Here is a 20,817-nt window from a genome sequence, read left to right on the forward strand (position 1 = left end):
CCTCCTATGCAGCACTCTGGCCCACGGGAGGTACACTTATCACTGCCCTTGTTGCAGCAGTATGCTGCCGGTACATTATCGGCTAGCGAGCAGTATAGGGTAGAAAGGCACACGTCGGTATGCAGCCGTTGTGCTGATATTTTAGATGGGCTGATGCTATCTGATGCCGCTACTACGAACCACGCTGTGGCTGGACTGCGGCAGCGTTTACAAGCGCGAGTAGGGCAGCCAGAAGCTACTACGCGGGTGGTATGGCCCTGGCGACCGATGGCAGCAGCAGCGGCGCTACTTGTGATGCTGAGTGTAGCCCTTTGGTTTGGTATGCAACAACGACAACCAGCAACAACAGTTGCTCCAGCTATTACCAGAATACGATCTATTACACCAAAGGCAGCCCTACCTGCCATAGCGTCGGCGGAGAAGGCTGTGGCTAGCCCATCTTTGGTCGTTCCAGAACAATTGCAGAAAGCGAAAACACCAGGGCAGCCGTTGCGCCGTGCCGCAGTGGTAAGAGCAAAGCGTCGCAGCGCTATTGTTGCTGGTAGTATGAAACGTGACGATGAGGCGCTAGCTATGTCAAGTTCGGTAAGTTCATCCGAATTGGAGGTGGCTGGAGCCCCCGCACTTGCTCGTTCGGCTCAGAAGCTGCCGAATATGGATGAGCAACAGGTAGTACAAGCCGATTCGGTGGCAGAAGCAATGCGCTTGGTGCGTGGCCGCATCCTTGACACGCAGGGGCAGCCCCTACCCGGCGCTACCGTGCGGGCTATTGGCGCTGCCGCTAGCACGGCTACCGCCGCTGATGGTACGTTTGCCCTGCGGCTACCCGAGCCAGTCACGCAGATCAATGTATCGTCTTTGGGGTTTCTAACTCGTCAGCAACCCCTGAACCGGGATACGGCTACGCACATCACATTGGCTCTAACACCCGATTCTCAGCAGTTAAATGAGGTCGTAAAGGTGCGTCGCGAAAAGGCACCTGCTCCAGCAGCCGTCGATGCCCTACCCGCGGGTGGGTACCCGTTGTTCAGGCAGTACTTGAAAGACTCGCTGGACTACCCCACTAAAGCTTTAGAAGACCGAAAAGAAGGCACTGTGCAATTGAGCTTCACGGTAGCCACTGATGGCACGGTGCAGGATGTTAAAGTACTACGCAAAGTATCGGAGGAAATTGATAGCGAAGCCATACGGCTGCTGCGCGAAGGACCGAAGTGGTTTCCAGCCATTCGAAATGGTCGCCGGGTGGCACACCCTGTCCGTATCAGTATTCCCTTTCGACTAGAAGATCATCTGTAGACAAAAGCCGCCTGGAAGAACCTTCCAGGCGGCTTTTGTCAAAAAACGCAGTTATATCTAGCCACTGTAGCCGCCGCCGTTTTCGGGCGTAGTGGCGCTGCCAGGCGTATGGGTTTCGGGTAGGTCTCGCTTTTCTACCTCTACGTCGCTATAATCGCTCAGTACACCTTCGGGCGCTTGAATATAGGAATCGTCTTCGTGAGTGGTGTTGCCTACTATGCCGTTGGCAGCAGCAATGGATTTTTCGTTTTCTTGATCCTTGTTGGTGGGGTGCTGGCTCATGGATGTTGTACTTGATGTGAGTTTGATACTGATCTGGTACATGGCTGGCCTCTAGTGCAGAAGCCCAAGCTGTTAAAAAGTAGTGTTGCGCTAGCTGACAAGGGCGAGTTGCTTACTATTCTTTGATGCTTTTCCGGAGAATAGCAGTTGGTACGCGCACTCGGCAGCTAGAGGCCGCTGTATGCTTGTACGCAGCTTTGTGGCAAATGGTCGGGGTACAACCGTGGTGGGTAGCTGTCGTTGCGTACTTTTACCGCGTAATCAATTCTCCACCTAGCTCTTCAGCTTTTATGCAGTTTCGTACCGAGAAGGATACCATGGGCACTGTGCAGGTTCCCGTTGATGCCTATTGGGGCGCTCAGACCCAGCGTTCTATCGAGAATTTTCAGATTGCCCAGGACATCAACCGGATGCCCAAGGAAATCATCCGCGCGTTTGCCTACCTTAAGAAGGCCGCAGCTCTCACCAACCGCGATGCTGGTGTACTACCCGCCGATAAAGCCGAACTGATTGGCAAAGTCTGCGACGAAATTCTGGCTGGTGAACTGGCCGATCAGTTTCCGCTGGTGGTATGGCAAACGGGCTCGGGCACGCAGTCGAACATGAACATGAACGAGGTAGTGGCCTACCGTGGCCATGTGCTGCAGGGTGGTAGCCTTACCGACGAGAAGAAAGTGCTGGCTCCGAACGACGATGTGAACAAGTCGCAGTCGAGCAACGACACCTTCCCGACGGCTATGCACATTGCTGCCTACCAGATTCTAGTCGAAACTACCATCCCCGGCATCGAGAAGCTGCGCGACACGCTGAAGGCGAAGTCGGAGAAGTTTATGCATGTGGTGAAAATTGGCCGCACGCACTTCATGGATGCCACGCCGCTCACGCTGGGCCAAGAGTTTTCGGGCTACGTATCGCAGCTCGACCACGGCCTGCGGGCTATCAAGAATACACTGGCCCACCTCTCGGAGCTGGCACTGGGCGGTACGGCCGTAGGCACGGGCATTAACACGCCCGCTGGCTATTCCGAAAACGTGGCCAAGTACATTGCCGACCTCACGGGCCTACCCTTCGTGACGGCCGAAAATAAGTTTGAGGCCCTGGCTGCCCACGATGCCATTGTGGAAGCCCATGGTGCCCTAAAAACGGTGGCGGTAGCGCTGATGAAAATTGCCAACGACGTGCGCATGCTGAGCAGCGGCCCCCGCGCTGGCATTGGTGAACTGCATATCCCCGACAACGAGCCCGGCTCCAGTATCATGCCCGGCAAGGTGAACCCAACCCAGTGCGAGGCTATGACGATGGTAGCCGCACAGGTGCTCGGCAATGATGTGGCCATTTCGGTGGGTGGCTCCATGGGTCACTTCGAGCTGAATGTGTTCAAGCCGGTGATGATCTACAACTTCCTGCATTCGGCCCGCTTGATTGGCGACGTGTGTGTGTCGTTTAATGATAAGTGCGCCGTGGGTATCGAGCCCATTGAAGCCAACATCAAGAAGCACGTCGATTCATCACTGATGCTGGTGACGGCCCTAAACCCGCACATTGGCTACTACAAAGCCGCCGAAATTGCCCAGACAGCCCACAAAAACGGTTCTACCCTCAAGGAAACCGCCTTGCAACTGGGCTACCTCACGGCCGAGCAATTCGACGAGTGGCTGAAGCCTGAGGATATGGTAGGCGACCTGCCGAAGTAATACAGCGTATTTTAACATGCGTCAGAAAAGCCGCTCTGCCTACCCTGGCGGGGCGGCTTTTCTTTTTTCGGCATCTTTACAAAACCATCCTTGCCCTACCCGCCTATGGAGTATTCCCGCGACGTCATCCTCGAAAATAACCGCGTACGGCTGCGCCCCCTCGAATCATCAGACTTTGAGTACCTCAAGCGCATCGCTTTTGAGGACGAAATCTGGCGCTATATGACTACGCTAGCCCCGCGTAACAACGTAGAATTGGCTGCCTACGTGGCCCAGAGCATTCGGGCGCGAGTCGACAAACAGCGCTACCCCTTCGTGATTATCGACCGCGAAACCGGGCGTATTGCGGGCTGCACCAGTTACGGCAACATTGTGCTGGCCGACCGCCGCCTGGAAATTGGGTGGACGTGGCTGGGCACGGAATTTCAGCGCACCGGCATCAATCGGGCCGCTAAGCACCTGCTGCTGCACTACGCCTTTGGCGAGCTGGATTGCGAGCGGGTAGAGTTGAAAACGGATGCCCGCAACCAGAAGTCGCGTGAGGCAATGGTGCGCATGGGTGCCACCGAGGAAGGCACGTTGCGTAGCCATATGGCCCTACCCAACGGCCAGCGCCGCGACACGGTATACTACAGCATCTTGCGGCCGGAGTGGGACGAGCTGCGCCAAACCGTTTTTCACGAGTTCGATAGCCGTGGCTGAACCATCTGCTTCTGATCAGGCACAGCGGCAGTCTATGCTACGCAAGCGCATTGCCAGCTTTGGGCACGCCTTTCGGGGGGTAGGGGCGGCGTTGCGCTCCGAGGTGCACTTGCGCTTTCATGCCCTGGCTACGGTGGTGGTAATAGGGCTGGGGCTCTACTTTGATATCACGCGCATAGAGTGGGCTTTGGTGGCCGCCGCCGTGGGCACCGTGTGGAGCGCCGAGCTGGTGAATACGGCCGTAGAAGCCGTAGTAGACCTGGTTTCGCCGGACTACCACCCGCTGGCGGGCAAAGCCAAAGATGTGGCTGCTGCCGCGGTGCTGCTAGCCGCACTAGGCGCGCTAGTAGTCGGGCTGCTGATTTTTGTGCCGCGGCTGCTACCCTAAAAGACGCATAGGGTAGGCCGCAGGACGAACCATTGCATCACATTGGCGTAAATCCAGCAGTGGCATGCCTACGCATGCTTTTCCTCACGGCTCGTTGCGTATCGTCCTATGCGTCTTTCCTACACACTGCTGTTAGCAGCTACTCTTCTTTCTGGCGCGGCATGCAGCCGGGTTGATGTGAATACTCCCACTGCCGACCCTAATAACGGTTTGGCGCAGCCGTTTTCAACGCCGTCGCCCACCAGCGCCAATACAGTGGTGCCCGTGCCAAATAATGATATGCCGCTGGACACCGCCCGCCGCCCTGGTTGGCTCGATACGCGTATTCAAAAAATTCAGTCGACGAAGCAGCTGAATCCGCCTGCCCAGGTATACCGCTACAAATACCGTGGTCAGACGGTATACTATGAGACCAGCAGCGGAGCCGATCAGTTCAGCACGTTGTACGACACGGACGGTAAAGTCCTGTGTCACCCCGACGGCGGCCTCACCGGCAAAGGCGACGGCAACTGCCCCGACTTCGAAAAGCGCCGCACCGGCGGTGTGCTCGTCTGGACCGACCAGCGGTGAAATAATGAGATAATGAGTAATGAAGTTGAGGTTCTGTTGGCGTGCTTTGCAAAAAATAAAACAAGAACTGCTCAACTCCACTCCCCACTTCACCAACTCACAACTTCAAAAATTCACAACTTCACCTCATGATCAATACCAACGAAAAGCTCGCCGTATACAATGTGTGGGCCAACGACACGCTGCTGCGCCATCTCGATAAAACCGTTGCCGAAACCGGCCAGCCTATTCCCGCCAACATCCTACGCCTGTTCAGCCACGTGCTCAACGCGCAGTATATCTGGATTGGCCGCCTCACCAACACGCCCAGCCCCGTGAAAGTATGGCAGGAGCACCCGTTGGAAGAGCTGCACCGCATGCACGAGCAAACCTCGGAGCGCTGGCTGGGTATGGTGCGCGCTGCCGACGAGGCCGAGCTGAGCCGCACCATCACCTACACCAACTCGGCCGGCGACGGCTTCACGAGCGTGGTATCGGACATCTTCACGCACATGCCCGTGCACGCCAACTACCACCGCGGACAGGTAGCCATCAAAATGCGCGATGCGGGCCTCGAGCCCATCAATACTGACTTCATCACCTATTGCCGCCAGCTCGACGCTGGGCAGGTAGTAAGTCTGTAACCAACTGATCAGCTATTTTTTGCCCCTTCTGCTCATCCCGGAAGGGGCTTTTGCTGTTTAAAGGGTAGCAATTCCGTTTTTCATCTCTCTTCTATCTCGCAATGTCTGATTTCTCACCACCCACGCCTACCCCCGTTCTTCCGCTCGAGCGCCTGGAGGCCTCTTACTCCTACACTGCCTACCGCCAGTTGGTAGACGACCTACTGGCCCAAGGCAAAACCACTGGCCCGCAGCAAACCGAGGAGCTGGTGCAGTATACTAAGCTGAACGAGCAGCGCATGTCGCGCCTCGACAAAACCACCCACGTGTTGCCTGCCCTGGCCGATGCTGCCGTACACGTGCCCTACCCCCTGGTATGGCTGATTTTAACCGAAGGTTGGTGTGGCGATGCGGCCCAAATTGTGCCCGTACTAGAACATGTGGCTGAGGCCTCGGCCGGCAACATCCGCACCCGCTACCTACTGCGCGACGAAAACCTAGACCTGATGGACCGTTACCTTACGGGTACCAGCCGCGCTATTCCGCGGCTCATCGTGCTCCGCGCCGATACGCTGAAGGAAGTAGCCCAATGGGGCCCGCGCCCTGCACCAGCGCAGGAGTTGCTGCTCCGTTTAAAAGCGGAAGGCCTTTCGCATGAGGAATACGTTACGCAAATCCATACCTGGTACGCCCACGATAAAACTCAGACCTTGCAACAGGAAATGCTGGAGCTGCTGCAAAGCCTACCCCGATAACATAAAAGGCCGTTGTGCAGTGCACAACGGCCTTTTATGTTGGAAAAGACAAAGAACTATTTTAAATCGACGTTGCCCAGATTGGTAACCTGCGTATTGGTGACATTTATGCCAGTGCGTACTACATTTTTCAGAGGCAAAGGCGCAAAGAATTCGACGCGGTAAGTACCAGCCGGTACGCCACGCAGCAGGAATCCACCCGAGGCGTCGGCGAAGGTGCTGAGTGTGTCGTTGGGCACCGTAGAGGTGCGGATGGCCAGTACTTGCGGCTGTGCTGTGGTAGGCGTTACGCTACCCTTGATGCCGCCTGCCACAGCCGTGGTGATGGCCCGGATAACAGGCTTCAGCAAAAAACGGTCTTTGTCGGCCTTGTTGCCGTTGCCGCGCTCCACAATGGACTTGGCCACATCAAAATCCAGGAGGACAGTGTACGTGACATCCTGCGTTAGGTCCGCGTCTATTTTCAGCTTGAGCCCTGAGGTTTGCGCGCTTGGCGTTTTCAAGGCGTAGCGCGTACCGTCGCGGGTAACCACGTAGTTGTTGGCACCCAGCACCAGTCGGATCTGCGAAACACGGCCGGGCGGGAAATCGGCACTGGCCAGCAAGGCCGAGCGGCCATTCACGAAATCCAATACGTTGTACTGACCAGCCTTCAGCATGGGCAAGGTTTGCCAGCCGTTTTCATCGTTGGTATCAGTCGCATGGATTTGTACTTGCTGCACGTCCAGCACTACGGCGCTGAAGTCGCCAGGAGCATCTGCCAGAAGCACTTCCATCTTGGCCATGTTGCTGCTAGAGTCCTTGCTACAACCTCCTAGCGCCAAGAGCGCCGCTACAGCCAGCGGAAACAAACGAGTTGCCTTCATACAGTAATCAGGTAAGAAAGTAGGATAAAAGAAAAGCGGTAAGCACTTCCGGAGAAATGCTTACCGCTTCAGAAGTTGGCCGATTTACGACAAAAATCCAGCCACGGTTTTGGGCTAAAATCCTATTTCTGAGCCTTGGTCGTATCCGCTGCGGCGGGGGTAGGCGCCGGGGTGGCAGCAGGCTTCTTCTTACCAAAAATCAGGTTGTTGAGTCCCTGCGTGGCTTTTTCTTTTAGCTTAGCTTCGGCTTCCAGGCGGCGTTTTTCCACTTCCTGTTGGGCTTTGGTTTGCAGTTCCTGCTGACGCTTAGCCAGCTCGGCGCGGGCGCTGTCTTGGTTGAGCAGGGCTTTGGCAGCGGCGGCCTGCTTGGCATTGGTCAGCTTGCTATCCACTAAGCCGCCCACCAAACTCTTAGCTACATCCACGGCCTGGGTTTTCACGCTGCCGGTCGTCAGCTTCACTTTGGGGTCTTTCACGGTTCCGCCAATGTTCAGGCCGAGCGTTACGCGGTCGGTGCCTTTGATGTTGGATACACCCGTGAGCGAGGTGAGCTTGCTTTGCAACGCGTTACCTACCTGCCCAGTGGGCATGTTGATAGCCGTCACGTATTCCAGGTTACCGTTCACGTTGTTGGAGCCGCCCACGGTCATCTTAATATCGCCCACGTTCACGTCGAAGGGCTTCACAATGAAGTTGCCGTTCAGGATTTCGGCAGCCACATCTTTGTTCTGTACTGCAAACTTCTTGAGCGCCTGTACTTGCGTGAGCGAGCTGATGGTATTCAGCACCGGCGAATTGTTCACGGCAGCGCTTACTACCTCAAATAAGCCCTTGCCCGTGAGCGTGCTGTACACCGGCATCATATCCTTGCCCATCTCGCCGCTCACGTTGAAGTTCGTAGAAAACACGCCCTCCAGGTTATTCGCCAGCGGCACCAGCGTTTTGATGGAGTTGAAAGCGTTGAAGGCATTCTGGAAATTCAGGTTTTTGATATTCAGACCCAAATCAAACTTGGGGTGTTGGAGGTCTTTGCTGCTGTAGCTGCCTGTGGTAGCAAACGAACCGCCGAGAGTGCTGAAATTCAAATTGTTGAGTCGCACGGCCTCGTCGCGCACCACTACCTGGCCTTTCACATCATTCAGCTTCAGGTTATCGTACACCACTTGGTTCACGTTGCTGTTCAACGTCAGGTCGAAGTACTTCGGGATTTGCAGTACGCCATCGGCCTGGGTGGCAGTGGTAGGGGCTTTGGTGGCCGCTACGGCGCCGGTGGTCGGCTTCTCGCTCACCTCATCCACCATCCACTCATTCACGTTGAAGCGGTTGCTGTTCACCGTTAGGTTGCCTTTCAGCGACTGGCCCGGCGTGAACAGGTAGCCTAGGTAATTGCTGATGGTGCCCGAGGCCGCAATATCCGACGAGCCCACAAAGCCGGCCATGTCCTTCAGCACAATCTGGTCGTTGTTGAAAGTAGCCGTGGCTTTGGTGATGCGCATGCCCTGGGGCAGGTCGGTGCTCTTGTAGGTCACGTTACTGGCATTCACCGTGCCCGAGGCCTTCACGTTCTGGTAGCGCTCGGCCTCCACATCGGCCATACTACCCTTAGCGGCTACATTGCCGGTCAGGCGGCCCGTCAAGGTCATGCCTTCCAGCGGGAAGATTTTGGTGATTTTGGTGAGATCTACCGTGCCGTGAATGTCCGCGTCAAACACCGGCTTATCGATGTTCTGCGCCGCTAAGCGGCCCTCTAGCGGTTCACCGTCGAGCAGCATCTTAAACTGCGGAATGTTGATGCGCGTGTCGTTCACCTGGCCGGTGGTGTTGGTTACAGTACCATTTAGCGTCAGGTTCTGAATTGGGGCAGGGAATTGCTTCGACTTTACGTAACCGTTCGTGAGGTTCATCTTGGCATTTACCACCGGCATTTGGGTCTTGGAGTATGTGCCCTTACCTACCGCATCTACAAACAGACGCCCGCGTAGCGTCAGATCTTCTACCGGGTATACTTTGGTCATCTCGGCTAGGTCCACGTTGGCCTTCACGCGGCCGTCTACCTTCATCGGTTCCAAACCGTCAATGGCCACGTTACCGTCGATGGGGTTCTTGCCGAGGTCGAGGTGAAATTGCTTCACGTTCACCTTCACGTTGTTGGTGAAGCCCGAAGGGTTATCTACCACCATGTCTACGTTGATGTTGCGGGCGGCTTCGGGCAGCTGCGGATACTTAAACATGCCGTCTTTCACTTGCAGGTTCACGCCATAGCCCGGCATGCGTAGGTCATTCTGCACGCCTTTTAGGTAGCCATCGAAGGCAATCTTGCCCGTGGTGTTGATGTCCTTGAACTGCTCCGAATACATACCCGGCACCACGCTCAGCACATTCTTGAAGTCCGTTTCCAGTGCCTTAAAGGTCATGTCGTAGGTGATGTCGGTGGCGTTGGGTAGGCCCACGCTACCGGCAAACTGCGCCGGAAAGTCATTCAGCTTCACCTTGTTGTCTTTGAAGGTGAATAGCATCTTGTCCAGGTCCATGGCCATCGTTACATCAGCATCAAGTTTGGCGTTGCTGATATAGTTGGCCCCAGCGTATGTCATCCGGAAGCCGTCGGCTGTCGTCTGCGAGGCCATGTCGAAGATGTTTTGCTCGAAGTCGCCGGAACCGGAGTGGTTCACGTGGCGCGCTTCCATCGCAAACGGAATCGACTGGTCGTTGTAGCGCAGGTGGCCGTTGTTGATCTGCCAGCCCTTGATGGCCACGCTCACCGCTGAGGTGTCCACGTCAGTCTTCGCCGCAGCAGCCGAGTCAGATAGGAAAATGTCCCAGTTAGCGCGGCCGCTTTTCAGCACTCGCAACGAAATGTCGGGCTCATCGAGCACCACCGACTTCACCTTGATCTGGTCGCCGCTCACCACGCTCATCAGGTCCATCCCTACCCGCAGGGCTGGTAGGTAGGCCAAGGTGTCGCGGGCGAAGGAGTCCTGCCCAATGATGCGCAGATTCTCCACGCTTAAGGCCAGGTTCGGAAAGTCGCGAAACAGGCTCACGCTGATCTTACTGGGGTCGTACTCTACCTTGGCGGCCACGTGCGCGGCCAGTTGCTTGTCAAACGCTGCTTGAATCTTGTCTTTAAATAGAAACGGTGCGGCGGCCAGCGCCGCTACCAGCACCACCACAAAAATCAGCAGGCCAATCAGAAATTTACGCATAGAAAGAAAGGACTAGGAGGAAAGTCTAAAGTCTAGTAACTAGTTGGCAGCGAATCCGGTGCCAGAGCACCCAGACACGCAAAAGTAGCACAGAACCAGTGGCTGTTTTTTATCGTCTACTGTGCTGCTACAACGCTTCAATCAAACAAAACGGATAAAGCGCCAAGAATTTGGCATTTTCGGCGGGCGTTTCTGGCGCAGCGCACCAAATGAGATAGGGCCAGCGTTTAGGGCAGCAGCAGTATGGCAACAACAACTACACGGCAAAAAGGGCAGTGGGCAGGACGAATTGGCGCCGCGACGGTGGCCGTGCTAGCCAGCGTGACCACCTTGCAGGCGCAGGACCTGTACTTTGCGCAGCCCTACGCGTCGCGTCTGCATACCAACCCGGCGTACACGGGGCTGCTCGATGACTATAGTGTTACGCTCAACTACCGCAACCAGTTCCCTACCCTGGCCGGCACCTTTCAGACCAGCCAGCTCGGTGCCGACTACCGTTTTGCCGACCAGCGCAGCGCCGTGGGCCTGCTCCTGAACGTAGACCGTACTGGGGCGCTAGGCCTCACCAAGTTTCAGGTAGGGGGCTCTACGCCTACCACCTGCGCCTCACTAAGCAGGTGGCGCTCAGCGCTGGCGCCAGCGTCAGCTACGGCCGGCAGACTGTCAGCTACGGCAACCTGTTGCTTGGGGACCAGATTTCCGACGACGGCACTATTTCGGGCAGTCCCTCAACCGATCCGCTGTTGTTGCAGTATAACCCGGTGAACTATTTTACCCTTGGCACGGGTATGGTACTGTATACCGAGCATGCCTGGGTAGGCGTAGCGGCGCATCACCTCAATCAACCCGACCTGGGCTTCGTGGAGCAGAGTATTTTACCCATTCGCCTGAATTTTAACGCGGGCTACAAATATTTTTTTGCAAAAAGCGTTATCAAGGGCGAAGCACGCGAAATTAGCTTGACACCGACGGTTAGTTACACCCGGCAAGGTAGTTTGCAGCGCGCAGAGGCCGGTTTTTACTTCACCACCACGCCGGTTACGGTGGGCGCCGTGTACCGCGGCGTGCCGTTGCCGGGCTCAAATCACCCACAGCAGCTACTTACCGGAATTGTTGGCCTGAGTTTTGGTGCATTTCGGCTCGGTTATAGCTACGACGCTAGTCTGAGTCGACTAAGTGCCGATTTGGGTGGGGCCCACGAGGTGTCCCTGGCCCTGCGAAACTTCGACCGGCTGGAAGCGGCTTGGCGGCGCCTGAAGCGGCGCAACTACCCCGTAGCGCCTACCCCGGCGTTCTAGCTTTTTGTAAACTGTACCGAATTGCCTTTCATAAAATCTTCTATCACAGGTAGTTTTTACTCGATCATGAATTTCTCCAAGTACCTGCGTTTCGCCATTGTAGGAGCCTGTGCGCTGGCTTCCTGCAAAAGTGGCCCACGCACCGCCACCAAGCCGGGTAAGTACAGCTCCACCACAGGTATTGAGTATAATACCGAGGAAGGGATGAAAGTGGCCGACTATGCCGGTATTCCGGAAGGTCCAGGTCTGATCTTCATTGAAGGCGGCCGTACGGTGCTGGGCTCGGCAGAAGAGGACATTGCCATGACCCATGACAACATGGAGCGTACCGTTACCATCGCCTCGTTCTACATGGATGAAGCGGAGGTAGCCAACATCCACTGGTTGGAATATCTGCACTTTGTGCGCAAAGACTCGTCGGAGGAGTTCTACCAGTCGGCGCTGCCTGATACTACGGTATGGGCGCGCGAGCTGTCATTTAACGACCCATACGTAGATTACTACCTGCGCTACCCCGGCTTCCGCTACTTCCCGGTAGTAGGCGTAAGCTGGCTACAAGCCAACGACTACTGCACGTGGCGTACGTCTAAGGTAAATGAAAACCTGGCTGGCCTGAGTGGCGATGGAGAGAGCAGTGGCGGTAAACGCGGTCTGTTTGGTCGTAAGAAAAACGCCCCCGCTGCTGATGCTGCCGAGGGTGGTGAAAGCAAGAAACCATCTATCGAAGATGGCAATACGCTGCCGAACTACCGCCTGCCCACCGAGGCCGAGTGGGAATACGCTGCGCAGGCACTCGTTGGTACGCAGGAAACCGGCAACGAAAACCAGGAAAACAAGCGCATCTATCCTTGGGATGGTCGCCAGGTGCGGAACTCCTACGGCAAGACCCAGGGCCAGTTCCTAGCTAACTTCAAACGCGGTCGTGGCGACTACGCCGGTATTGCTGGTGCTCTGAACGACGGCGCTATGATTACGGAGTACATCTACAACTACCCACCCAATGACTACGGCCTCTACAACATGGCCGGCAACGTGAACGAATGGGTACAGGATATCTACCGCCCGCTATCGTTTGAAGATGTGGAAGACCTGAACCCCTTCCGTCGTAACGGCTTCCTCGACCCTGCTGAGAAGTACGATAAGAAAGGCTACCAGTCCCTCATCGACGACCACGTGCGGGTGTATAAAGGCGGTTCTTGGCGCGACGTAGCCTACTGGCTCTCGCCCGGTACGCGTCGTTTCATGGCAGAAGATTCGGCTACTGCTACCATCGGTTTCCGCTGCGCTATGATCAACGCTGGCTCAAACAAGTAAAATCTCGGATTGACGCAGATAGTTAATAGAAGAGGCCCAACCATCTGGTTGGGCCTCTTCTATTTGTTGGCTGGAGCTAACAGCTGTGTTTCTTTATATAAAAGCTAGCTACTTTATTTCGACAGGGCGTTGCCAAGTTGGATAAGAAGCTTTGCCAGCTTCTTCAGCGGATTGGTGTAGTTGTTACTGGCTTCCTCCGCTACTTTGATGGTTTCGGCGCCCAGTACAGCCAGGGTTTCGGCAATATCGTGGGTTTGACGCTCGGGAGCCGTAAGCTGCTCGCGTAGAGCTGCCAGCTCCTGAATGATTTTAGCTAGGCCCGGGTGGTCGGAGGCACGCAGCACTTCTTCCCAGCGGTCTATTTCAGCCAGGCCATGTCGCTGGTCTTTTTGCTTCGTAACGTCGGCATCCAGTAAGTGGAGCGTGTCATCGAGAAGCACTTCTTTTTGTTGCTCCGTTACGTCGAGCGGTATGGTGGGGGTAGGGGGCGTTTGGGGGGTGGAGGCGGTAGAATCCATAAAGCAAGCGATGAAGTCAGTGGAAAGTCGAAAGCGACACTATGCTGTCTATACTGCCTTTGAAAAAGAAAAGTTAACGCGCATCGCGAAGCGGGTTACTTTTCTACCTCACCATGATTAAGAGGTAGTTCTATATCTCACCTCACTCCTTCGTACTCATGAAAATGTCTTTCAACACCCTGCTGCTGGCTGCCAGCTTCGCTACCTTCTCTGTAGCTTCGTGCACCCAGGCAGAGCAAAACCGCGCTGAAGCCAACACCGAAGCTGCCGCTGACAATGTAGAAGCCAGCACCGAAGCTGCTGCTGCCAACACAGAAGCCGCTGCCAATGAGGCAGGCAATGCTGTTGATGATGCTACCGAAACGGCTGGTCAGAAGATTGAAAATGCCGCTGAGAAAGCTGGCGACAAGATGGATGCCGCTGCCAACAAGGCCGACGCTAAAATTGATGCCGCTGCTGCTGATGCCAAAGCTGAAATGAACGCCGCCAAGCGCGACTAGAACAACGGCCTAACATTGCAAAAGCCGCTTTGCCAACACTTGGCAAAGCGGCTTTTGTTTGGCTACTGTTCGCTTTACTACGCAGTTTGGCCCATGGGTGGGGCGCTGGCTACCTCCAGCAATACTTCGTAGTAGGAACGACTCATCATGCGGGCGTGCAGCCAGCTGTAGAAACTAAGGGCCTGTAAATCTTCGCGCACCAGGGGTAGGAAGGTAGGCATCTGTCGTACTTGCTCAGCAAAGGTGGGCTGCATGGCTACTGTCGGATCAGCAATAATGTCGCGGACGCGGGCCAGGTAGCTGAGCACGTAGGCGTAGGGGCCTGCTTCGGCTTCGGGCGAACGTTCGCGCACGATACGCTCGATGGCGCGGAGGCGGTTGAGGGCTAGTTCGGCGTGGCCTAACTCCAGCAAGGTCAGCATCTCGCCCAGGTTCTTGTTCAGCATCCACTCCAAGCCCATCTGCTGCTCGCACCAATGGTCGGAGCGGCCAATGCTGATGAGTACCTGATTGGTTTTCTGAAATTTGCCTTCGGCGAAATAGTGAAAGGCAAGGCCTAATCGGGCCGTTAGCTCGTTGGCTAGAGGTAGGGGCTGGCGAGTGTCGTGCAGGGCCGCTTCCAATAGCTGAATACTCTCGTGGTTGCGGCGCAAAAAAGCATAGGTAGCAGCCAGCAGCAGGGTGTGGCGGGCACGCATCTCCATATAATGACTGCGTGGGCTTTCGGCTAGTAGAAGCTGCATCTGGTTGAGGTAGCCGATAACCTCTTCGAAGCGACGCGAGCGGTACAGCGCGTGCGCAATCATGTAGAGCAGGCGCAGCTGATACTGACGCTGGGCCGGTGCAAAACCGTGTCGCTTTTCCATGAGATGGTAGCAGCGCAGAATAAACGGCGCAAACGACACAAAATCGCGGCGCACTAGCATAGCGCTGCGCGCAATAGACACCAGTCGGCACAGTAGCGCTGGCCGCCGGGCAAAGGCTTCCTGCAAGTCGTACTCACGAAGGGTATCGGCCAGCACGGCATCAAACGACTCACCAGCCCTACCCTTGGCACGCAGCTGGCGCAGGCGCTGGCGCATTAGGCTGTCCACAATGTTGGCGCGCTCCTCCTCATCGGCGGCCTTTTTATTGAGGTTGCGGCGCCGAATCAGGTCCGCCAGGTCGTCGGCGCAGGCGTGGTGGGCCTGGGCAATCTGTAGATTGTATACTGTATTGAGGGCCTCGTACTGGTCGTTTTGCAGCCCTAGCTTTTCGGCTTTGCGCAGGGTGCTCCAGGCCAGGCGCGGCACGCCAGTTTCGAATAGGTATTGCGCCAGGATGAGCAAGCCACGGACCGAGGAGGCTGCAGTGGCATCTTGTTGGCGTTGGCGCAACAGTAGAAAATCGGTGAGGCTACGTAGCAGGCGCTTGCGCAGGGCATAGTAAGCTACGGCGTTGGACTCCGTGGGGTAGAGGCGCGTAAGTAACTCGGGGGTAGAGTAGGCCCGTGGGTGCAGTAGCAATTCACACAGGCGCGTATCGAGGCGACCCTTCTGCTTACGGCCCTGGCGCTGCAAAAAATGCAGAAAATCCTTGCGGTCGTCGGGCGCGAAGGTGAGAAGCGTCGTGCGAAGGTCGTCCATGGCTAGCGGGTAGGCGGGGTAGCTGGCAGACCAGTAGCTGGGTAGCCTATCAGTACATAAAAAATAAGCGGGCACTTCCGTAGCGTATAGAAATACAGAAAGTGCTTTTTAAATATACTATTTCGGCGAAGGCCGCACAAACCGCCCGCTTGGATTGATAAGCTCGACAACTACAGCCGCGGGGCTGCGTATAAACAGGCAGGCCTAGCGCCTACTCTTTCTCTCCCACCTATTTAACTTTTTTCACTCATGGACCTCAACGATAATAAAATCAACGACCAAACCGAACTGCGCACGCGCGGCAACTGGAACCAGATCAAGGGCGAAGCCAAGCAAAAGTGGGGCAACCTCACCGACGACGACTTGGACTATGCCGAAGGCAAGCAGGACGAGTGGTTTGGCCGTCTGCAAGAGAAAACTGGCGACGCTATTGATGACATCAAAGCGTGGTTCCACCGCACTTTCTAGGTTGCTGCAAATAGGGTAGGAGGCTTCTTGCTTTCCTACCTGTACCATATAAAAGCCCTGCACTAGCTAGTCTGGTGTAGGGCTTTTGCTATTGGTGCAAGGCGGTATTAGTATAGGCGTAGTTCTGCCTAATTATCCTCGGTAAGAAAGACAAGAAAGAGGCACGATATAAACTAATCTTTAACAGAGTGTCAGGCGTATGCAAGGGGCAATAAACCTGTCTACTTATCCCTACCCCTATGTCTGCCACTGATACCCTTCGGGCTACGCTGCCCACTACTCCCTCCTCCGGTATCCGGATGCTGGCCCGCTTTGGCTTTGCGGCCAAAGGTATTGTATATGGTCTGATGGGGCTGCTGGCGTTGCTGGCAGCCACAGGTCAGCAAAATGGCCAGACTGCTGATAAGCAGAAGGCCGTGCATACGCTGCAAGAGCTGCCTGGTGGCCCTGTGTTGCTGGGGCTTATTGCCTTTGGCCTGCTAGGGTACATTGTGTGGCGGCTGGTGCAAGCCTTCCGCGATACGGAGGACAAGGGCCACGGCGCGAAAGGCATAGCCCGGCGCGTAGGCTATGCTGGCAGCGGACTCCTCTATGCTAGTCTGGCGTGGTACGCCGCACAGCTGGCCATGCACAACCCAACCGACAACAATGGCAATGCCCGGCAAACGCTTACCGGCAAGGTGTTGGGCTGGCCTGGCGGGGAGTGGATTATTATGCTAGTGGGGTTGATTACGATTGGGGTAGGCGTCTATCAAATCTATCGAGCCTATTCCGGCACTTTTCATAAACATGTGAAGAGCAGTGATATTCCGACCGGACAGCAGAACAAGGTCTACCGCCTGGGGCAGGTAGGCTACACCGCCCGCGGTATTGTGTTGGGCATTACGGGTTACTTTTTTGTGCAAGCTGGCCTACAATCCCGCGCTACAGCCATCGGCGATACAGAGCAAGCATTTGACCTCTTGGCTAGTATGGGGCCCGTTGTTTTGGGCATTGTAGCCCTGGGGCTGATAGCCTATGGGCTCTATATGTTGGTGCAAGCCAAGTATCCCGTCCTCAAGAAAGTTTGAGGACGGGATACAGCAAAGCCAACAGTGGCCCGCAGCAGGTAGACTAATTCTCTGTTGCGGGCCTTTTTTCTTAGAGCTGTTGTAGTGTCGTGTTAATCAGCTACGTAGTCCTGTAAGTACTGATACCGCGCCGTGAGCTGTCCACCATGCGCAATAGTAGCCCGCTCTAACACGCCCTGCGGGTCACCGCCAAGCAAATGGGGTAGCACGTTGTCGATGAGCTGGCGTCCGAAGTCGCGGCTGGCGTTTCGGGGTAGCTCGCAGGGCAGGTTGTCTACGGCCATGATGGTGAGATAGTCTAGGCCAGAGTAGGGCGGTTGTAGCTCGCCGGTGGCTGGGTCGTAGTCGAAGGTGGGGGCCGGAATGGTGGTGCTGCGCTTGGTGGTAGGGATGGAGCCGTTTACGTCGCAGGTGACATCGGCAATAACGCGGGGGCGGAAATTGGGCCGACGGGTATCTTCTTCCGAGAACAGGCGCGGCGCAGCCGGGTGCCAGTAGGCGCAGGCAATCAGCACATCCGTGACGGGTAGGAACTTGTCGAAGGTGCTCACGTACTCTTCCGGCTGTTGGTGAAAATTGGGCGTGTCCCACACGCGGCCGTCGCGGCGGGCATTGTAGTCGGAGGAGCGCAACTGCGTGAATACCGGCTCGTTGAAATCAAGATAGAGGTAATCATACACGCTCACCTGTCGGATGCCCATACGCCGCAGCACCTCCAGGGCGCCCTGTGCTACCCTTCCCGAACCGGTCACGGCCAGTTTGATGGGCGGCAGGCGCTTCACCTTGAAGAACTCCTCCTCCATATCTTCCATATCCTGGCACTGGTAGGCGGGCTTCAGTTGGTAGAGGCCATGCTTGCGCCCATAGGTGAGCAGGCCATTATAAGCGCCCACAATGCCCGCCCAGCGCCCAAAGGCAATAATCCGCTCCCCTCGTGCATTAGTTAGCAATTCATAGTCAATCAGCGTGATGCGCTTTTGTAGCACTTGCCGCAGCAGCTCGCGATTGGCAGGTTGCTTTTTCACGGTGTGCGAGAAAAACAGGTAGGTTTTGTCGGGGATGAGCTGCTCAACAGGCACCTCTTTCACACCCAGCAGCACGTCGCAATCGGCTACCTCAGGCTGCACCGTGATGCCCAGCGCGCGGTATTCGTCATCGGAGAAAGCGCGGATGTCGCTGCTTTGCACCACCAGGTCTAGGTTGGGAAAAGTGTGCAAGGCTTCGTCGCACTTGTTAGGCGTGAGCGGTACGCGGCGGTCGGGCGGGGTTTTGCCTTCGCAAATGATACCGAGTTTGACTTTTTGCATGGATGGAAGCTGAACGGGTGGGTAGGGGCAAGTAGGCAAATTATACTGTCATTCCGAGCGCAGCGAGGAATCTGGGCAAGAAGTTATTTGCAGGCAAGCGGCCTGTTTTTCTGTTCCGTCTCCAATTAGTAAACAGCTTCTCACTGAGATTCCTCGCTACGCTCGGAATGACACGAGTAGGTACCCAGTAGTCCTCGTATTTTTGGAACGCTATGAATCGATTTGACCGCATCACGGCTATTCTTATCCAGTTGCAAGCCAAACGCGTGGTGAGTGGCCCAGCCCTGGCCGAGCGGTTTGACGTGAGCCTGCGCACCATCTACCGCGACCTGCGCACGCTGGAGCTGGCGGGGGTGCCGCTCTACGGCGAGCCGGGGGTAGGCTACTCGCTGGCCGAGGGCTACCGGCTGCCACCTGTGCTATTCACACGCGAAGAAGCCACCGCCCTACTCACCGCCGAGAAGCTGGCAGCCCGCCTCACCGACGCGCCTACGGCCCGCCTCAGCGGCGCAGCCATGGACAAGCTGCGCGCCGTGCTGCGCCGCACCGACCGTGACTACCTCGAAACCCTGACACCCCATATTCAGGTGCTGGGGCCGGTGGGCCAGCCCACCCACCAAAACATCTACCAGCAACTAGTGACGGCCGTGGCCACGCAGCACGTGGTGCACCTACGCTACCAGGGCGCCGAAACCGACCAGCCTACCCTGCGGGCGGTGGAGCCCATTGGGTTGTACCTAAGCCGGCAGTGGCATGTGGTAGCCTACTGCCGGTTGCGCCACGCGTTCCGCAACTTCCGCCTCGACCGCATTCAGCAACTGGAAATCAGTACTGAAATCTTCGCGGCCCGCCCCGAAACATTGCAGCAGTATTGGGCCGCCGAGGCCGCCCGCCGGGGTAGGGAAAAAGTGGTACTTCGGTTTCAGCCGGCAGCCGCCTCGTCCGCTTTGATACAACACCTGCACGACACCAAGCGCCAGTACGGCTGGATGCAGGAGGAGCCTCTGCCCGATGGGAGTGTAGAAATGACGTTGCTCATCGGCTCGCTTCCCTACCTTGCTACATGGCTGTTGCCGTACGCGGGTGCCCTTACGGTGCTAGAGCCTCCTGCCTTGCGGGAGCACCTGCGGGAACTAGCCCAGCGGGCCTATACCTTTTTTTGCGCCTCCGAATAAGATGCTGACATAGGGCTGTCAGTAGGCGCGCGGACCTTTGTAGAGTCAAGTGACAAGTAACAGTTTCACCCACACTCAACACGCAAAGAAGATGCAAAAGCGCACTATCGACCCCTGGAAATGGGGCGAGCAAACCAATTCGGTACAGGCCGTCGAAATTAAGCAGGCCGAGGGCACCCTCTACTGCTCTGGCCAAGTAGCCATCGACGCAGCCGGCCAGCCCAGCACCGCCGATATGAGAGCCCAGCTTATACAGATCTTCCAAAACCTGGAGCACCTCATTGGCGAGGCCGGGTACGAGTGCCAGGGCATTGTCCGGTTGAACGTATTTACGACCTCGATGATGGAGTTTTTCACTACCTGCGGCGATGTATATCAGGGGTGGATTGCCAAGCACGGCATCAGGCAGGCAACTACTATGTTCGAGGTGAAGGGCTTGTACGCCAATTTGGGGGTAGAGCTGGAAGCCACTGTGGTGAAATAAGCAGCAAGGTAGGCGGAGCATTTCGTGATACTCCGCCTACCTTACACTTAGCCTTCCTACCCAACGAAAACGCAATGGCTGAAAAAGAACTACCCATTTTTCGCCCAAGCAGCCGGCAGCACTGGCGCGAGTGGTTGCACGCGCACCACGCCGAGCAACAAGGTGTGTGGCTGGTGTATAGCAAGAAGAAGTCAGGTATACCTTCCCTAACCTGGTCTGAAGCGGTAGACGAAGCACTTTGTTTTGGGTGGATAGACAGCAAGGCCGAGTCCATCGACGAACACACGTACCAGCAGTTTTTTTGTCCTCGAAAACCTAAAAGTGGCTGGTCAAGAATCAATAAGGAGAAAATAGAGCGTCTGCTGGCGGCCGATCTGCTGGCTCCGGCCGGCCTGGCCAGCATCGAAACCGCTCAGCAAAACGGCTCCTGGACACTCCTGGATGCGGTAGAAGCGTTGCACATTCCGCCCGACCTAGCGGAGGCACTGCAGCAACGCCCCGGCGCAGAAACTTACTTCGCCAGCCTGAGTCGCACCGACAAACGCAATATGTTGCAGTGGCTGGTGCTGGCTAAGCGGCCAGAAACCCGCCAGAAGCGCGTCACCGAAATAGCAGAATCGGCTGAGCAGCAACTGAAGCCGGAGCAGTTTCGAGGACGGAAGCAGTCCTAACGCAAACGCCCCGCGCAGTCAGCTAA

The 20,817-nt window shown here is 56.2% G+C and carries 21 protein-coding genes and 1 pseudogene; 16 read left to right on the plus strand and 6 right to left on the minus strand.

The annotated features are described in order from the left end of the window. The first annotated feature begins 6 nt into the window (after positions 1–6). Complete coding sequence (locus tag MUN82_RS22560; protein ID WP_511184979.1) at positions 7–1,296, plus strand: TonB family protein; 1,290 nt, start codon at positions 7–9, stop codon at positions 1,294–1,296. 57 nt (positions 1,297–1,353) lie between these two features. Here MUN82_RS22560 and MUN82_RS18375 read toward each other — a convergent pair whose 3' ends face one another. Further along, on the minus strand, positions 1,354–1,578 hold the full coding sequence (locus MUN82_RS18375; RefSeq protein ID WP_245092760.1) for a hypothetical protein: 225 nt from the start codon (positions 1,576–1,578) through the stop codon (positions 1,354–1,356). A 290-nt stretch (positions 1,579–1,868) separates the two neighbouring features. Here MUN82_RS18375 and fumC point away from each other — a divergent pair, with 290 nt between their 5' ends. The 6 genes from fumC to MUN82_RS18405 all read left to right on the plus strand — a co-directional run bounded on the left by fumC (position 1,869) and on the right by MUN82_RS18405 (position 6,289). Beyond that, on the plus strand, positions 1,869–3,272 hold the full coding sequence (gene fumC, locus MUN82_RS18380) for a class II fumarate hydratase (RefSeq protein WP_245092762.1): 1,404 nt from the start codon (positions 1,869–1,871) through the stop codon (positions 3,270–3,272). A 105-nt stretch (positions 3,273–3,377) separates the two neighbouring features. Continuing rightward, positions 3,378–3,974 (plus strand): GNAT family N-acetyltransferase, encoded by a 597-nt coding sequence (locus MUN82_RS18385; RefSeq protein WP_245092764.1) that lies wholly within the window; start codon positions 3,378–3,380, stop codon positions 3,972–3,974. Further along, complete coding sequence (locus MUN82_RS18390; protein WP_245092766.1) at positions 3,967–4,362, plus strand: diacylglycerol kinase family protein; 396 nt, start codon at positions 3,967–3,969, stop codon at positions 4,360–4,362. The genes MUN82_RS18385 and MUN82_RS18390 overlap by 8 nt, the downstream gene beginning before the upstream one ends. A gap of 108 nt (positions 4,363–4,470) precedes the next feature. After that, positions 4,471–4,932, plus strand: a complete 462-nt coding sequence (locus MUN82_RS18395) for a DUF6970 domain-containing protein (RefSeq protein ID WP_245092768.1) — start codon at positions 4,471–4,473, stop codon at positions 4,930–4,932. A gap of 128 nt (positions 4,933–5,060) precedes the next feature. Continuing rightward, a complete protein-coding gene (locus tag MUN82_RS18400) occupies positions 5,061–5,555 on the plus strand; it encodes a DinB family protein (RefSeq protein WP_245092769.1) in 495 nt (164 codons plus the stop codon). A gap of 101 nt (positions 5,556–5,656) precedes the next feature. Further along, positions 5,657–6,289 carry a thioredoxin family protein gene (locus MUN82_RS18405; protein WP_245092771.1) on the plus strand — a complete coding sequence of 211 codons (633 nt, stop codon included), beginning with the start codon at positions 5,657–5,659 and terminating at the stop codon, positions 6,287–6,289. Between the two features lie 56 nt (positions 6,290–6,345). On the opposite strand, the gene MUN82_RS18410 is transcribed toward MUN82_RS18405, so the two are convergent. Next, positions 6,346–7,155, minus strand: a complete 810-nt coding sequence (locus tag MUN82_RS18410; protein ID WP_245092773.1) for a DUF4382 domain-containing protein — start codon at positions 7,153–7,155, stop codon at positions 6,346–6,348. A 122-nt stretch (positions 7,156–7,277) separates the two neighbouring features. Next, positions 7,278–10,361, minus strand: a complete 3,084-nt coding sequence (locus MUN82_RS18415) for an AsmA family protein (protein ID WP_245092775.1) — start codon at positions 10,359–10,361, stop codon at positions 7,278–7,280. A gap of 243 nt (positions 10,362–10,604) precedes the next feature. On the opposite strand from MUN82_RS18415, the pseudogene MUN82_RS22305 reads away from it, so the two are divergent. The 3 genes and pseudogenes from MUN82_RS22305 to MUN82_RS18425 form a co-directional block, all read left to right on the plus strand. Further along, positions 10,605–10,916: pseudogene (locus MUN82_RS22305) on the plus strand (type IX secretion system membrane protein PorP/SprF); the annotation flags it as partial. Between the two features lie 62 nt (positions 10,917–10,978). Further along, positions 10,979–11,659, plus strand: a complete 681-nt coding sequence (locus MUN82_RS22310) for a PorP/SprF family type IX secretion system membrane protein (protein ID WP_262922827.1) — start codon at positions 10,979–10,981, stop codon at positions 11,657–11,659. 66 nt (positions 11,660–11,725) lie between these two features. Further along, positions 11,726–12,973, plus strand: coding sequence for an SUMF1/EgtB/PvdO family nonheme iron enzyme (locus MUN82_RS18425; protein ID WP_245092777.1), 1,248 nt, complete (start codon positions 11,726–11,728; stop codon positions 12,971–12,973). A 113-nt stretch (positions 12,974–13,086) separates the two neighbouring features. Here the strand turns inward: MUN82_RS18425 and MUN82_RS18430 are convergent, their stop codons facing one another. Beyond that, on the minus strand, positions 13,087–13,491 hold the full coding sequence (locus tag MUN82_RS18430) for a hypothetical protein (protein WP_245092779.1): 405 nt from the start codon (positions 13,489–13,491) through the stop codon (positions 13,087–13,089). Between the two features lie 164 nt (positions 13,492–13,655). Between MUN82_RS18430 and MUN82_RS18435 the strand changes: the two genes are divergently transcribed. Continuing rightward, complete coding sequence (locus MUN82_RS18435; protein ID WP_245092780.1) at positions 13,656–13,991, plus strand: hypothetical protein; 336 nt, start codon at positions 13,656–13,658, stop codon at positions 13,989–13,991. Between the two features lie 77 nt (positions 13,992–14,068). Here the strand turns inward: MUN82_RS18435 and MUN82_RS18440 are convergent, their stop codons facing one another. Beyond that, complete coding sequence (locus MUN82_RS18440; RefSeq protein WP_245092782.1) at positions 14,069–15,616, minus strand: hypothetical protein; 1,548 nt, start codon at positions 15,614–15,616, stop codon at positions 14,069–14,071. 249 nt (positions 15,617–15,865) lie between these two features. On the opposite strand from MUN82_RS18440, the gene MUN82_RS18445 reads away from it, so the two are divergent. Next, positions 15,866–16,084, plus strand: coding sequence for a CsbD family protein (locus MUN82_RS18445; protein WP_245092784.1), 219 nt, complete (start codon positions 15,866–15,868; stop codon positions 16,082–16,084). A 239-nt stretch (positions 16,085–16,323) separates the two neighbouring features. Next, positions 16,324–17,154, plus strand: coding sequence for a DUF1206 domain-containing protein (locus tag MUN82_RS18450; RefSeq protein ID WP_245092786.1), 831 nt, complete (start codon positions 16,324–16,326; stop codon positions 17,152–17,154). Between the two features lie 92 nt (positions 17,155–17,246). On the opposite strand, the gene MUN82_RS18455 is transcribed toward MUN82_RS18450, so the two are convergent. Continuing rightward, positions 17,247–18,461 (minus strand): NAD(P)-dependent oxidoreductase, encoded by a 1,215-nt coding sequence (locus MUN82_RS18455; RefSeq protein WP_245092787.1) that lies wholly within the window; start codon positions 18,459–18,461, stop codon positions 17,247–17,249. 212 nt (positions 18,462–18,673) lie between these two features. On the opposite strand from MUN82_RS18455, the gene MUN82_RS18460 reads away from it, so the two are divergent. The 3 genes from MUN82_RS18460 to MUN82_RS18470 all read left to right on the plus strand — a co-directional run bounded on the left by MUN82_RS18460 (position 18,674) and on the right by MUN82_RS18470 (position 20,791). Further along, a complete protein-coding gene (locus tag MUN82_RS18460; protein ID WP_245092789.1) occupies positions 18,674–19,636 on the plus strand; it encodes a helix-turn-helix transcriptional regulator in 963 nt (320 codons plus the stop codon). Between the two features lie 91 nt (positions 19,637–19,727). Next, positions 19,728–20,120, plus strand: coding sequence for a RidA family protein (locus MUN82_RS18465; RefSeq protein WP_245092791.1), 393 nt, complete (start codon positions 19,728–19,730; stop codon positions 20,118–20,120). Positions 20,121–20,194: 74 nt separating this feature from the next. After that, positions 20,195–20,791 carry a YdeI/OmpD-associated family protein gene (locus MUN82_RS18470; protein ID WP_245092792.1) on the plus strand — a complete coding sequence of 199 codons (597 nt, stop codon included), beginning with the start codon at positions 20,195–20,197 and terminating at the stop codon, positions 20,789–20,791. Positions 20,792–20,817: the final 26 nt, after the last annotated feature.

Source organism: Hymenobacter aerilatus (genome assembly GCF_022921095.1).
GTDB classification, from domain to species: Bacteria; Bacteroidota; Bacteroidia; order Cytophagales; family Hymenobacteraceae; genus Hymenobacter; species Hymenobacter aerilatus.